This is a genomic window from Streptomyces sp. NPDC001709 (assembly GCF_053596375.1).
Window position 1 is genome coordinate 1 of sequence record NZ_JBSFGB010000086.1, and the last position, 14,184, is coordinate 14,184.

Here is a 14,184-nt window from a genome sequence, read left to right on the forward strand (position 1 = left end):
GGGCCCGCAGGGCGGCCACGGCGGCGGGCAGTTCCTGTTCGGGCTCCGGTGTGAGGCCGAGCCATACCAGACTTCGGCGAGCGCTCATGCGTGCCTCCGGGGTCGCGCCGCTCCCGGACGGGCCGGGAAACGGGGTGGCGCGGCGATGGCGTGGACGGGAGGTGCTCCGGCGCCGGACGAGATGGGGGCGGGGAGCGTGTGGGGGTGCAGGCCCTCGGGGCCGTGCACGGGGGACAAGCGGTGTCCGGATCGGTGCGCGGCGTGCGGCCGAGCCGTATGCCCTGGCCGTCCGCCTGCCACGACACTAACTAACTAATTAGTCAGCCCACAAGCCTTGACTTGCGGGACGACCGGTCCCAGTCTGACTAACCAATCAGTCAGCCAGGAGGGTGGCTGGTCGGCGCGACAGTGCGCTGTCCTGGCCCGCCGCCCTTGCGCGGCTCAGCCTCACCGCCCATCGCCGCCGCCGCGGCGCGGAGGAGGACCCGATGAACCCCTCGACCACGCGGGAAGCCGCTCTCCCTGCTGCCCTACCGGGGCCGCCGGCCGAGCATCCCGGGGAAGCGCTACCCGCCCGCTACTACACGGATCCGGCCGTCGCCCAGGCCGAGACCGAACGGATCTTCGCCAAGTCCTGGCAGCTCGTCTGCCACGAATCCGACCTCCCGGGCCCCGGCGCCCGTCTCACCGCGACCGCGGCCGGCCGGGAGGTACTGGTCGTCCGGACCGAGGACGGGAGCCTCGCCGCCCACCTCAACGTCTGCCGGCACCGCGGTACCCGCCTGGTCACCGCGCCCGAGCCCGCGGGCAAGGCGATCCGCTGCCCGTACCACGGCTGGACCTACAAGCTGGACGGGCGCCTCGTCGGTGCCCCCGAGGCGCGGCGGATCCCCTGCCTGGACAAGCCCCGTCTCGGCCTGTACCCGGTCAACGTGGAGTCCTTCCTCGGCTTCGTCTTCGTCAACCTCGACCTGGAGGCGCCCCCGCTCGCCGAGACCTGTGCCGGGCTCGCCGAGGCCGTCGGCCGCTACGCCGGGCCCGGCCTCGTACCCCTGGGCAGGCACCGCATCCACGACCTCGCGGGCAGTGAGGAGCAGAACGCCAACTGGAAGGTGATCGTCGACAACTATCTGGAGGGCTACCACGTCCCCGTCGCGCACCCCGCGCTCATGCGGCTGCTGGACTACCAGGCGTACACGGTGGACGTGCAGGAGAACTACGTCCTGTTCGAGTCACCGCTGCGCGACAAGCCCTCCTCGAACTGGACCGAGCGGCTCTACCAGCAGCTGGCCACCCCCATGCCGGGACTCACCGAGGCCGACCGGCAGGTGTGGCGGTACGCCGTGATCTACCCGAACACCCTCATCGACTTCTACCCTGACCACGTGCTGGCCTGGACCGCCCTGCCCACCGCCCAGGACCGGGCGGCGATCCCCGGCGCCTTCTACACGAAACACGGGGAGAGCGTCCGCACCCGGCTGGCCCGCCGGCTGAACATCCACATCGGCTGGGTCACCAACGACGAGGACGCCGAGCTGGTGGAGCGCGTACAGGCCGGCCTGAGCACGCCCGGATTCGAGCCGGGTCCGCTCTCACAGCGCGAGGCCGCCGTCGGCTGGTTCGCCCGCCGGGTCCGGGACGACTTGGAGGGGGACCCGCAGTGACGTCCTCCCGCGTACCCCGCACCGTACGCCTCCGCACGGGCTTACCCCGCCCCCGCTGACGCACGCTCGCACCCTCCCCAGACCGGTCTTCCCTACGGAGTCAGGGCCTCCGTGAGCCGACCCGCCGGTCCAGCCCTGGAGTTGTGCCGTTCCTCGACGAAAGAGGACGTCCCGTGTCCCCCGAGGTACTTCCACCGACCCGGCGCGCCGTGCTGCGGGCAGGCGCCTGCGGCCTGCTCGGCGCCGCGGCCGGCGGCTGCGGGTTCATGCCCGCCCAAACGCCCAGCGCCCAGCAGCTCGCCCCGGTCAAGGCGCGCGTCGACGGCGATCTCGTCTACTTCAACTGGGCCGACTATGTCGACCCTTCCGTGTTCAAGGGCTTCGAGAAGGAGTACGGCGTCAAGGTCGTCCAGTCGAACTTCGACTCGATGGAAGGCATGGTCGCCAAGCTCAACGCGGGCAACCGCTACGACATCATCTTCCCGAGCGCCAAATGGGCCCAGCGTCTGGTGCGCGGGGGCCGGCTGCGCCGCATCGACCACGCCCAACTCCCCAACGCACACGCGATCTTCGGCACGTACACCTACTTCGCCGACCCCTGGTACGACCCCGGCTCCGCCCACACCGTGCCCTTCACCGCGTACAAGACCGGCATCGGCTGGCGCCGCGACAGGATCGGCGAACTCACCGGCTCCTGGCGGGACCTGTGGAGCGACAAGGTCAGGGGCAAGGTCTTCCTGCTGGACGACCGCGACGAGGTCCTCGGCATGGGCGCCCTCGAACTGGGTCTGGGCGTGAGCACCGGCGACCGCCACGACCTCGACCGCGTCACCTCCCTGCTGAGCACCCTGCGCCCCCGGCTGCGCGGCTTCTCCAGCGACAGCTACAACAACCTGCTCAACGGCAACGCGGTCATGACGCAGGCCTGGAGCGGCGACATGGCCGCCATGCTCAACCAGGCCAAGGATCCCTCGGTGTTCGGCTTCGAGGCCCCGAAGGAGGGCACGCCGATCAACTCCGACTGCTACGCCATCCCCTGGAACGCCCCGCACCCCGGCACCGCGATGCTGTTCATCGACTACATGCTGCGGCCCGAGAACGTGAAGAAGAACATCGAGTACATCGGCTACCCGATGCCGGTGGCGGGCACCGAGAAGACGTACGCCGAGCTGGTCAAGCCGTTCCCCGAGTGCCTCGTCACCGAGGACGACCTGAAGGCGGGCCTGTTCTTCCGCAACGGCAGCCGCGCGGCGGAGAACGCCCGCGACACCGCCTGGACCCATGTGAAGGCGGGCTGACATGGCACTGCTCCGCTCCTCCTCCCGCACACGCCGGCGCGGCGCCGACGAGGGCCGCATCTGGGCCTGGCTCATGCTGCCCGGCACCCTGTGGATGACCGGGTTCATGATCGCCTCGCTCGTCCTGGTCGCCGTCCTCGCCGTGGGCACCACCGACGACCTCGGCAACCCGCGCTTCGGCTTCGACCCGTCCGCCGTGCGCGCCCTCGCCGACCCCGCCTACACCGAGGTCCTCGCCCGCTCCCTCGGCTACGCCGTGCTGACCTGTCTGATCTGCCTGGTGATCGCCTACCCGGTGGCGTACACCATCGCCCTGCACGGCGGACGCTACAAGCACGCGCTGATCGCCGCGATCGTGGTGCCGTTCTTCGCCAACTACCTGGTCCGCATGTACGGCTGGTCGGTGGTCCTGTCCGACGACGGCCCCGTGCTGCGCGCCCTGCGTGCGGTGGGACTCGCCGACGGCAACACGAAGATCCTCAACACCGGTGCCGGTGTGGTCGCGGGACTCGTCTACGGCTTCGTCGTCTTCATGATCATCCCGCTGTACGCGGCCCTGGAACGGCTCGACGTCTCCCTCATCGAGGCCGGCCGCGACCTGTACGGCGGCCCGGTCCGCACCTTCTTCTTCGTCACCCTGCCCGCTACCCGGCAGGGCGCGGCCGCCGGGCTCGTCCTGGTGTTCCTGCCCGCCATGGGCGACTTCGTCAGCGCACAGCTCATGGGAGGACCGGACCAGATCATGATCGGCAACCTCATCCAGGACAAGTTCTTTCAGGGCCAGAACTGGCCGCTGGGCTCCGCGCTCACGATGCTGCTGATGCTGGTCCTGCTGATCGGGATGTTCGGCTATCTGCGCCGCACCCGCAAGGACGAGGCGGAGGCCCGCCGATGACCCTGCTGCGCCTGCCCTCCGCCACCGCACCCGCCCGACCGGCCGCCCGCAGCCGCGCGCGACGCGGCCGCGCCGACCGCAAGCCCCGGCTCCTCATCGCCGTCACCGCGCTCTTCTTCGCGCTGCTCTACCTGCCCATCGCGGTCGTGGCCCTGTTCTCCTTCAACTCCAAGAAATCCCTGACCGTCTTCGGCGGGTTCAGCCTGCGCTGGTACCGCGCCTTCGTCCACGACGACGTCCTGATCTCCTCCCTCGGCACCAGCCTGCGCATCTCCCTGGTGGCGATGGCCGGTTCGGTCGTGCTCGGCGTGGCGCTCGCGCTCGGCCTGGTCCGCTGCCGCACCCGGCTCGGCTCGCTGGCCGGCCTGATCATGCTGGTGCCGCTCATCACACCGGAGATAGTCACCGGCGTCGCCTCGATGCTGCTCTTCAAGGGCCTGGGCGTGGCCCTGTCCACCGGCACAGTGATGCTCGCCGAGATCACCTTCTCCATCTCCTACGTCACCGTCATCCTCCGCTCCCGGGTCGCCGCGCTGAACCCGGAGGTGGAGGAAGCCGCCATGGACCTCGGTGCCAGCCGCTGGCAGGCGGTGCGCCTGGTGACCCTGCCCGCCCTGCTGCCCGCCGTGCTGGCGAGCGCGGTACTGATCTTCGCGCTCGTCTTCGACGACTTCGTCCTCGCCTACTTCACCACCGGTGTGGACCCCCAGCCGCTGTCGGTGCGGATCTACTCGGCGATCCGCTTCGGGGTGAAGCCCACCATCAACGCCGTCGGCACCCTGATGCTCGCGGGCTCCGTCGTCCTGATCGCCCTGGCCCTGTTCATCCCGCGCCTCTTCGGCCGCCGCGGCGGCCTCGGCATCCTCTCCGGAGAGTGACCCATGGACGCGATCCCGGCCGTCCGGCTCGACGGCGTCTCCAAGCAGTTCGCGGACTCCTACGCCGTCCACCGTCTTGACCTCGACATCGAGGCCGGCCACTTCTTCTCCCTGCTGGGCCCCTCGGGCTGCGGCAAGACCACCACGCTGCGCATGATCGGCGGGTTCAGCGACCCGACCGAGGGCTCGGTGCTGCTCGCCGGCGAGGACGTGACCGCGCTGCCGCCGAACCGGCGCAACGTCAACACGGTCTTCCAGAGCTACGCGCTCTTCGACCATCTGAGCGTCGCCGACAACGTGGCCTTCGGTCTCAAGCGCAAGGGCGTCGGCAAGTCCGAGATGCGACAGCGTGTCGGCGAGATGCTGGAGCTGGTCCAGCTCGCCGGCCTCGCCGACCGCAGGCCCCGCACCCTCTCGGGCGGCCAGCGCCAGCGCGTCGCCCTGGCCCGTGCGCTCGTCAACCGTCCGGCCGTGCTGCTCCTCGACGAGCCGCTGGCCGCCCTCGACCTGAAGCTGCGCCGGCAGATGCAGGTGGAGCTGAAGCAGATCCAGCGCGAGGTCGGCATCACCTTCGTCTTCGTCACCCACGACCAGGACGAGGCGCTGACCATGTCCGACCGGATCGCCGTGATGAACGAGGGCCGCATCGAGCAGTGCGGCACCCCGGAGGACGTCTACGAGCATCCCGCCAGCCGGTTCGTGGCCTCCTTCATGGGCACGTCCAACCTGATGACCGGCACCTACCGGGGCGGTGAGGTCGCCCTGGACCAGGGCCCCGCCCTGGCGGTGGGCGCCCGCGGCGGCCTCGCGGACGGCACCGCCGTCAGCGTGTCCGTGCGCCCCGAGAAGATCTGGCTGTCTGACTTCGAACCGGGCATGTCGGTGCTCTCCGGGGTGATCCGCGAGACGGTCTACAGCGGCCCGACGACCACCTACCTGATCGAACTCGCCCCGGGCGTCACGCTGTCCGTGCTGGAGCAGAACACGGCCCGCGCCCGCATGGAGGACCGCTGGAGCGGCGGCGAGACGGTGGAGTTCGGCTGGCGGCCCGAACACTGCCTGGTCCTTGCCTGACCCCGCCCCATGACGAAAGCGACTGCGATGCATCACGACGTGATCGTGCTCGGCGCGGGTCTTGCCGGACTCGCCGCCGCCCGGGACCTGGCGACCGCCGGCACCGACGTGCTCGTCCTGGAGGCCCGGGACCGCGTCGGCGGCCGGGTCGAGCAGACCCGCACAGCCGACGGCCGCACCGTCCAGCTGGGCGGCGAGGTGGTCGGCCATGCCCACACCGCGTACCTGCAACTCGCCAAGGAACTCGGCCTGGAACTGGTCCCGAGCTATGTCGCCGAACCAGGCCGCATGACCCGTGCCACACCCGAGGGCCTCTCGGCCGGCGACCCACCGCACTGGTTCGGCCCCGGCGACATGGCCCAACACGAGCATTTCCGAAGGGAGTTCAGCGAGCTCGCCGCCACGGTCGATCCCGACGACCCCTGGTCGCACCCGGAGGCGGCCGCCCTGGACCGGCTGTCCGTGGCCGACTGGCTGCGTTCCCACCACGCCACACCCGCGGTGGTACGGCTGTGGGACATCGGCCAACTGGCCCTGGCGGGCGGGTCGTACGAGCGGATCTCGCTGCTCGCCGCACTGCGCAAGAGCGCGGCGGTGCCCGGTACCGGCGACTACGACTACGACGACTGGGAGGGACTGCGCCTGGCGGAGGGCTCGGCGACGCTCGCCGAGGTCATGGGCCGCGAGCTGGGCCCGCGCATCCGCCTCGGCGCGCCCGTCGCCGCACTGGACGTACGTCCCGGCCGCTGCAGCGTGCGCCTGGTCACCGGCGAGGTCCTCAGCGCGGCGGCCGTGGTGAGCGCCCTGCCGGTGGGACCGCTGCGGTCGGTCCACGTGACCGGGGTGAGCGACGCCCGGCTGGCCTCGCTGCACCGCCAACGCCAGGCGACGGCCGCGAAGTTCGCCGCCGTCTACGACCGTCCCTTCTGGCGCGCCGACGGCCTCAGCGGCCTGTCCGAGGCGGAGGGGGTCCTGGGCAGCACCTGGCCGCAGAACGAGGGCGTGCTGTCGGCGCTGGTTCCCCCCGAGCGCTACGGCGTCCTGCTGGGCACCCCGCCGCACCTGCGCATCCCGGAGCTGCTCGCCGAGACGGCCGCCATGTTCGGGGATGAGGCACTGCGGCCGACCGCCTGTCACCTGCGGCTGTGGGGCACCGACCCGTGGACGCAGGGCTACGTCACCCAGTGGCCGCCGGGCGAGGTGATGGCGGTCGGTCCGCTGCACGGCACCCACGAACCACCGTTCTACGTCTGCGGCTCGGACCAGTGGGTCGCCGGATACATGGAGGGCGCCGTCCGCACCGGCCGCGCCGCCGCAGAGGAGGCACTGCGCCGTGGCTGACACCGCTTCCCCGACGGCAGTTCTGAACCACGTGGGCGGCAAGGACGTACCGGCCGTCTCCGGAGCCACGTTGCGACTGGTCGACCCCGCGACCGGACTCACCCACGGACTGGCCCCGCTGTCCGGCCCGGAGGACGTGGACCGGGCCTGCCGGGCGGCGCAGGACGCCTTCGACGGCTGGTCGGCCACCACACCGGCGCACCGGCAGACCGCGCTGCTGCGCATCGCCGACGCCCTGGAACGGGAGGCGGACGCCCTGGCGAGCGCCGAGGTGGCCGACACCGGCAAGCCGCGCGCCCTCTTCCTGGCGGACGAGCTGCCCGCGATCGTGGATGTGCTGCGGTACTTCGCCGGGGCCGCCCGGAACCTGCCGGGTGCCGCGGCCGCCGAGTACGCACCGGGGCGCACCTCCGTCCTGCGCCGCGAGCCGGTGGGCGTCTGCGCCCAGATCACGCCGTGGAACTACCCGCTGATGATGGCCGTGTGGAAGGTCGCTCCGGCGCTGGCCGCCGGCAACACCGTCGTCCTGAAACCGTCCGACTCCACGCCCTCCACCACGACGCTCCTCGCCCGGCTGGCCGCCGAGCACCTGCCACCCGGCGTGCTGAACGTCGTGTGCGGCGACCGGGACACCGGGCGCCTGCTCGTCGCCCATCCCCACGTCCGGATGGTCGCCGTCACCGGCAGCGTCCGCGCCGGACAGGAGATCGCCGCCGCCGCGGCGGCCGACCTGAAGCGGCTCCATCTCGAACTGGGCGGCAACGCACCGGTGTTGATCCACGAGGACGCCGATCTCGAAGAGGCGGTCGAGCAGCTGTCGTACCTGTCCTTCTACAACGCGGGGCAGGACTGTACGGCCGCCGGCCGGATCCTGGTCCACCGACGCGTCCACGACGCCTTCCTGGACGCCTTCGCCAGGCGGGCCGCGCAGCGCGTGCCCGGCACGTCCACCGACGCCCGCGCCGACTTCGGCCCGCTGGCGCATGTCTCCCAACTTGCTTCCGTGTGCGGGCTGTTGGAGCGCCTCCCGGCGCACGCCGAGGTCGTCGCCGGGGGCTCGCGCGTCCCCCGCCCCGGCTACTTCCACGAGGCCACGGTGGTGGCCGGGGCCCGGCAGGAGGACGAGATCGTACGCGGCGAGGTGTTCGGGCCAGTCGTCACCGTCCAGCCCTTCGGCGACGAGGCCGAGGCCCTGCGCATGGCGAACGCCGTGCCCCAGGGTCTGGCCGCGAGTGTCTGGACCCGCGACCACGACCGCGCGATGCGCGCGAGCCGGGCCCTGCACACCGGCATCGTCTGGGTCAACACCCACGGCACGACCGTCTCGGAGATGCCGCACGGCGGTGTGCGGCACTCCGGTTACGGAAGCGACCTCTCCCTCGCGGGCCTGCTCGACTACACCCAGGTCAAGCACGTCATGCTGTGACGCCGGCCTTGGTGGCCTTCTCGTACAGCTCGGCCTTGGTTAGCGACCGCAGCGACCCGCCGGTGCGCTTCTTTGCGACAGGCTTCTGGCCGCGTCCGGGGTTCTGGGAGGTGCTGGCCTTTTCTCCGGTGTCCTTTGGGCTGCGGGCTCGCTCGACGCTGACGCGCAGGGCCTCCATCAGGTCTACGACGCCGGTGGGCTGCGCGGCCAGCTCGGCCTTCTCCACGGCTTCGCCCGCGGCCTTGGCCTCGATCAACGCTTTGACCTTCTCCTGGAACGTGTCGTGGAAGGCTTCCGGGTCCCAGTCGGTGGTCAGGGCGTCGACGAGCTGATGGGCCATTTTCACCTCGGCTACGATCGGCTCTGCCTTGCCCGGCAGGTCGGGGACCTCCTGGTTCTCGCTCGGCTTCGGCGATCCGGTCGAGGAGGTTGTCGCGGATCTCCACCAGCCGGCCGCGCTGGGCCGGGTCGGGGCGTAGGAGGGAGCAGCGGACGCAGGCGTGCTCGTGGATGCAGGCGGTGCCGTAGGCGCGGGCGCAGGTCCCGACGGAGAGCTTGCGGCGTTCGAAGTGGCCGAGGAAGTCCTCCCACTCGGCGTCGGTCGGGGTTCGGTACTCCTCGGCGGGGCACAGGGTGCGGCGGCGGGTGATGAAGGCGCGGTGGGCTTCGATGGTCTCGGTGGGGTAGACGACGTTGTAGCCCATGGTCGTGTTGATGTTGGCGTGACCGGCGATGACCTGGGCGATGTGGGGCGGCAGGCCGGTGCGGATGGCGTCGGTGATGAACATCCGTCGGAAGTCCTGCGGGGTGAAGTGCAAGGGGCGCCCTGTCGCGTCGGTCAGCCCCATGAAGGCGACGGTCTCCTTGAGGATCTCGCGGATGGTCTGGGAGTTGAGGGTGGAGGGTTCGCCGCCGCGGTCGTACTGGATGAGCAGGGGCGCAGGTGGGTTCCACTGGCGCTCTTCGGCGTCGTAGCGGGTGACCAGGGGGATCAGGCCGGTCTTGGGGTCGCGGACGCGGCGGATGATCGTGGCGAGGACGTCGGCGAGCTCGGGGCTGACGAGCAGGACGCGCTCGACATCGGTCTTGGAGGGGGCGATCTGCAGCAGGGGGACGATCTCGCCGGTGGTGGGCAGCCGGTACTGGATCATCGCGTGGTGGCTGATCTCCAGCATCTCCTCCACGCGGGCACCGGTATGTCGCAGGAACTCCACCGTCGCCCAGGCCCAGAACGCGCGGTGTTCGACCCGGTCGAGGTGGACGAGCCGCCCGTGCGCGTCGCGGGCCGCGGCGCCAGCCGGGTTGGTGCCCCGGGTGTAGGTGGCTCCGTCGAGGGTGAACACGGCGCCAGGCGGGGTGGCTCGGGCGACGGCGAGGTGGGCCGCGCGCAGGCGGTGGTGGTCGGCGGCGGCCCGGGCGAAGGCCTCCAGCATGGGGAGGCGCTCGCGGGTGCGCTGGTCCATGCGCGCCTTGGTCCAGGTGAGGCGCTTGCGGTCGGCGGTCCCGGCCGCCTTGATCGGGCAGGGCGCCACCCAGGGGCCCCAACGGGCGGGTTCCTCGGTCGCCCAGCGGGCGATGTCCAGGTAGAAGGCGCGTACCGCGATGGAGATCATCGCGCGGTCGGCGCGTTCCACGCCCGTCTCCTCGATGGAGCCGGCCGGACCTCGGCGCCGCTGGACGCGGGTGCGAAAGCTCTCCTTCCACGCGGCGGCGACGTCGGCCGGCAGGTGGAGGGTGTCGAGGCCGGGGTGGTGCCGTTCGATGTCGCACCAGAAGTTCCGCGTCAGCTGCCGGGCGAGGTTGTCCAAGGTCGCGTAGTCCAGGCGAGGGCGGCGTTCCTCCAGGTAGTCGATGAGCAGATCCCGGATCCCTGGGGCCGCGACGGGGTGGCGGTTCGCTCCGCCGACCTGCTGAGGAGGCCCTGGAGCCCAGTTTCGACGGCAGCCTACTTCGAACACGCGCTTGTGGTTGCTGACGACGGACGCATCGGGAGTGGGGTCAGGGGCGTGCAGACCGGGGTGCCGGCCCCGACGAGTTCGACCAGGCCCACGCCCCCTGTGGGCGGGGCGATCTTCGACCAGTTGTTGGCTACCCAGGCGTTGCCCGAGGGGTCGATCTGTATTGCCGTGAGGTGCTGGATCGCTTTGTTCTGGAAGCCCTGCGTGGGGGACAGGACGGTGCCGGCGGACGCACCGGACGGGCAGGCGGCAGCGTTCAGTCCGCACAGGAGTGAGACGGAGGAGTTGCCGAAGCCGGCGACCCATACGCGGTCCTGGCCGTCGATGGCGACCGACCAGGGGAAGACCTTCTTGGGCAGTTGGTGTACGCCCGCGACGGTACCGTTCGGCCGGATCTCGGTGACTGCGCTGCTGAAGAAGTTGGCGACCCAGGCGTTGCCCTTGGAATCGAGGGCGAGCCCGACGGGCCCTTGTATGGATTTGTCGGTGGTGGAGGAGAGCGGCTTGAAGTCGGGGCCGATGACCGTGACGCTTCCGCCGACGTTACTGGGTCGACCCGATTGCCTGATCTCCTCGAAGGAGAGATGGCTGTTGGTGACCCAGGCTCGCCCCTGGCCGTCGATCTGGACGGCGAAGGGGTGGTTGAAGCTCTTGTCAGTGATGCTGATGGCCTTGCTCGGGTCGCCGTGGGGGTAGACCACGACGCTGCCCGCGCCGGCCCTGCCCTTGAGGCCGTAGGAGTTGGCGATCCATATGTTGCCGCGCTGGTCCACAGCGACGCCCTGGGGTTTGACGAAATCGCCGTTCTTCCACCCGGAGGAGGGGGACAGCGGCTTGCCCGAGGCGGAGTATTTCGATATGGCGTTGCCGCCGTAGCTGGGTGCCCACACCGATCCGTTGTGATCGATCGCGAGGCCCCAGGCTCCGGCCTTCATGCCGCCGCCGCTGATGGGGCTGCCCAGGGTCGGCCGACCGGTGGGATCTTGCACGGTGACGTGGGAGTTGGGGTCCCTTGTTCCCGGCTTCCAGTTGTTGGTCGCCCACACGTTGCCCTTCGCGTCGAACGCGATGCGCCCTGGCGCGTAGACCTCGGGAGCGGGGTAGCGCACTGCCATGATCCAGGACTGGGGTGCTGCGCTGAGCGCGGGAGTGAACACTGTCGCGGTACGGGCCAAAGCCGCCAGGCGGTCCGGGGACTGCGTGGGGTTGTGAGCCAGGCTGAGGATCGCCTGCACGGTGTCGGCGGGGCGGGTTTCGCCGGGCGGTGTCGCCAGTTGGGTGAGCTTGTCGCATCGGGCGTTGTCCGTTACGCAGAGCGAGACGAGGTCGGCCAGCGTGTTCTGCGTGGCGAGCGTGTCGCTGTTGGCGCTGTCGCCGGTGAGGGGCCCTCCAGCCTTGCCGGTCGTCGGGTCGGCGAGGTTGAACGAGGTCGCGGCGGCGTTCTCAAGCCCTGGAGCGGGTCCGGCGATGCCCTGTCGGCCGCTGAACTGGGCGAGGGCGTACGTTGCTGCGACGGTGGTCAGTTCGTTGACCGTCACCTTGTTCACAGTCCGCTCGGGTACACCGCCTCCGGTACCGAACCCGACGACCGAGCGCAGTCGGAGTCTGTGCGCCCAGGGGGACGTGGCTTCCACGTAGACCACCCCGTCGGCAGGCTTTGTGTACGTGATCCGGAAGGATCCGTGCGCGTCGGTCGTGGCCTGACCCAACTTCCTGGCACCGGAGCGTGCCCCGGCCATGAGCGTGACCTGAGAGCCTTGGAGCGGCTTCCCTGCCCCGGTGACGGTTCCCTGGAGCGAGAGCGATGCGGCACCGGACGCCGGTGCCGGCAGGGCGAAGGCGGCACAGGCCGCTGCGACAGTGGCCGACGTCAACCGCAGGGCCACGGCCCACGTCCTGCCGCAGCGTCCATTGCACGTGGGCAACGAGCGCACGCGCATACCAGAGATACTCATGATTATCCCTTGCTCTGCGAAGCAGATGATGCAGGTCAACCAGACGGTCCGTGTGCCATTTACTCCGCCTCGGTGTTTTCCGGACCGCTTTCCGGCACCCTCAGCGTGAACCAGCCGACCCGCGCCCCCAGCAGCCAGACCACACCCAGGTAAAGCCCCGGGCTGACTTCGCGTATTTCGTCGCGGACGCCGCGAGCCACCAGTGAAATGCGGGAGTAGTCGATGACGATGCAGTCCTGTTCGTCCATCAGGCTTGGTCCGGTATAAACCTCAGCCACAATGGCAAGCACATCGAACGGGGTCATCCGATTACTGAGATAGCCCTCGTGATCGAAGACCTTTCCCCGCCACACGGCCATGCGGACCAGCCAGGCGAGCGGCTCCGCCACCCATCGGCCTCCCCACGGGACAATTCCGGTACCCTCCAACGGGCCGTGCGGAATGTCACCGGGCGGACTGGTGCGGAACAGCTCCACCAAGCCCCTGTCGCCCATCGTGAGTAGGTCCTTCTCGGTGAGTGCCACGATCAATCCTCCCGGCAGTCACTAGGAACGTCACTCGCGCATGGACGCAGTCCCGACTGGGGCAGTTACCGACTCGCCTAGATCTTCGGAACAGGCTTGTCCGAGATGAGACCCCAGGGACAGCCAACGCTTCCCCTCCGCCTGATTCGCCGCGTACCTAGACCTCGGTCATAAAGAGTCGATCGGTATGGCGCCGGGCCAACAACTCCGATTGTCGACGCTCTCAGGACGAACCGCCACCGCTGCCGAGACGGACAGCGACTACCTGCACTCCGGTGTTCGCCGGGGTCTGCGGGCGAACATTGAGGGACACGGCAGCCGTGCCAGACGCGTGCCAGTTAGGGCAGGGACCCACGGGGAACAGCGGGGAATCAACAGACCCGCCACCAGGTGTCGACACCCTTCCGCCGCAGGTCAGCCACCCAGTGAACTCTAGGGCACCCAAGCTTCCCAAGGTCATGCCTTACGGCCGATGCGAGTCGGACCAGCGGAGCACTCGCCTATACCGCTTAAGCAACAGCCGGCCCAGGGGGACGCTGCTGTCTCTCCATGTGTGTTGACTCCGTGAGTTGTCCACGGAGCAACCTGGCTCGACGTTCCTGGAGGTCAGCCAGCTCAGTTCTTGCCTCTGACTGAAGCCAGTGATCATCACTGAAGTCAAGGTCAAGTCGTAGCTGGGCCTTATCGGCTAGTGCTAGCCATGCACCAGCCAGGCTGTCATGCCACTGCTGCCTCGCCTTGCTATCGTGGCGCCGGCAACTGTAGATAACGCTGCGGCTGGGAGGCCTAGAGCGACATGCACTCTGCCCCAGCGCGACGCTCTCCGAAGGTGTCAATATCCGTCGTGGCTGCAATGCTTCTTGAGCTCTTCGAGTGCGTGCGTGACTCCCTCGTGAAGTCTGTTCACCTGTAGATCCTTATCGTTCATCTTCTCCCCTTTCCCCAAAGTCGGCGAGGGTTGAGCCCGAGGCCCCGTGCCAGTACCACCGCCGGAAGCCCCTAAGATCACGCGGCGGATGAAAGTGCATGAAAGCCCATAGACGTAGCAGATGCAGGCGTCAGCCCAGCTGCCGAGACGACGTGCCAAACGCCATAGTCGGCTGTGTGGTGGTCGTCAGCTAGCAGCCTTGGCGATGATGCGCTCCATCTCCTCTCGGCCGAAGGCCCGCAG

Annotated in this window: 10 protein-coding genes; 7 read left to right on the plus strand and 3 right to left on the minus strand. The window is 69.6% G+C overall.

Annotation, left to right across the window (positions count from 1 at the left end; translation table 11 throughout):
* The first annotated feature begins 488 nt into the window (after positions 1-488).
* The 7 genes from ACWC0C_RS46770 (at position 489) to ACWC0C_RS46800 (ending at position 8,576) form a co-directional block, all read left to right on the plus strand.
* Positions 489-1,664: an aromatic ring-hydroxylating oxygenase subunit alpha gene (locus tag ACWC0C_RS46770; protein WP_450871170.1), complete on the plus strand. Its 1,176-nt coding sequence runs from the start codon at positions 489-491 to the stop codon at positions 1,662-1,664.
* A 173-nt stretch (positions 1,665-1,837) separates the two neighbouring features.
* Entirely contained in the window at positions 1,838-2,962 is a 1,125-nt protein-coding gene (locus tag ACWC0C_RS46775; RefSeq protein WP_450871172.1) for a polyamine ABC transporter substrate-binding protein, read from the plus strand.
* 1 nt (position 2,963) lies between these two features.
* The gene (locus ACWC0C_RS46780; RefSeq protein ID WP_450871174.1) at positions 2,964-3,857 is read left to right on the plus strand and encodes an ABC transporter permease; all 894 of its coding nucleotides are present in this window, start codon (positions 2,964-2,966) and stop codon (positions 3,855-3,857) included.
* Positions 3,854-4,735 carry an ABC transporter permease gene (locus ACWC0C_RS46785; protein WP_450871176.1) on the plus strand — a complete coding sequence of 294 codons (882 nt, stop codon included), beginning with the start codon at positions 3,854-3,856 and terminating at the stop codon, positions 4,733-4,735. Before ACWC0C_RS46780 ends, ACWC0C_RS46785 begins: the two co-directional genes overlap by 4 nt.
* Before the next feature lie 3 nt (positions 4,736-4,738).
* Complete coding sequence (locus tag ACWC0C_RS46790; protein ID WP_450871178.1) at positions 4,739-5,809, plus strand: ABC transporter ATP-binding protein; 1,071 nt, start codon at positions 4,739-4,741, stop codon at positions 5,807-5,809.
* A 9-nt stretch (positions 5,810-5,818) separates the two neighbouring features.
* Entirely contained in the window at positions 5,819-7,150 is a 1,332-nt protein-coding gene (locus tag ACWC0C_RS46795; protein WP_450871179.1) for a flavin monoamine oxidase family protein, read from the plus strand.
* Positions 7,143-8,576, plus strand: a complete 1,434-nt coding sequence (locus ACWC0C_RS46800) for an aminobutyraldehyde dehydrogenase (protein ID WP_450871181.1) — start codon at positions 7,143-7,145, stop codon at positions 8,574-8,576. Before ACWC0C_RS46795 ends, ACWC0C_RS46800 begins: the two co-directional genes overlap by 8 nt.
* Here ACWC0C_RS46800 and ACWC0C_RS46805 read toward each other — a convergent pair.
* The 3 genes from ACWC0C_RS46805 to ACWC0C_RS46815 form a co-directional block, all read right to left on the minus strand.
* Positions 8,546-10,534: a tyrosine-type recombinase/integrase gene (locus tag ACWC0C_RS46805; protein ID WP_450871183.1), complete on the minus strand. Its 1,989-nt coding sequence runs from the start codon at positions 10,532-10,534 to the stop codon at positions 8,546-8,548. The genes ACWC0C_RS46800 and ACWC0C_RS46805 overlap by 31 nt on opposite strands.
* Positions 10,522-12,168, minus strand: a complete 1,647-nt coding sequence (locus ACWC0C_RS46810; protein WP_450871185.1) for an NHL repeat-containing protein — start codon at positions 12,166-12,168, stop codon at positions 10,522-10,524. The genes ACWC0C_RS46805 and ACWC0C_RS46810 overlap by 13 nt, the downstream gene beginning before the upstream one ends.
* A 380-nt stretch (positions 12,169-12,548) precedes the next feature.
* Complete coding sequence (locus tag ACWC0C_RS46815) at positions 12,549-13,013, minus strand: hypothetical protein (RefSeq protein WP_450871186.1); 465 nt, start codon at positions 13,011-13,013, stop codon at positions 12,549-12,551.
* Between the last annotated feature and the right edge of the window lie 1,171 nt (positions 13,014-14,184).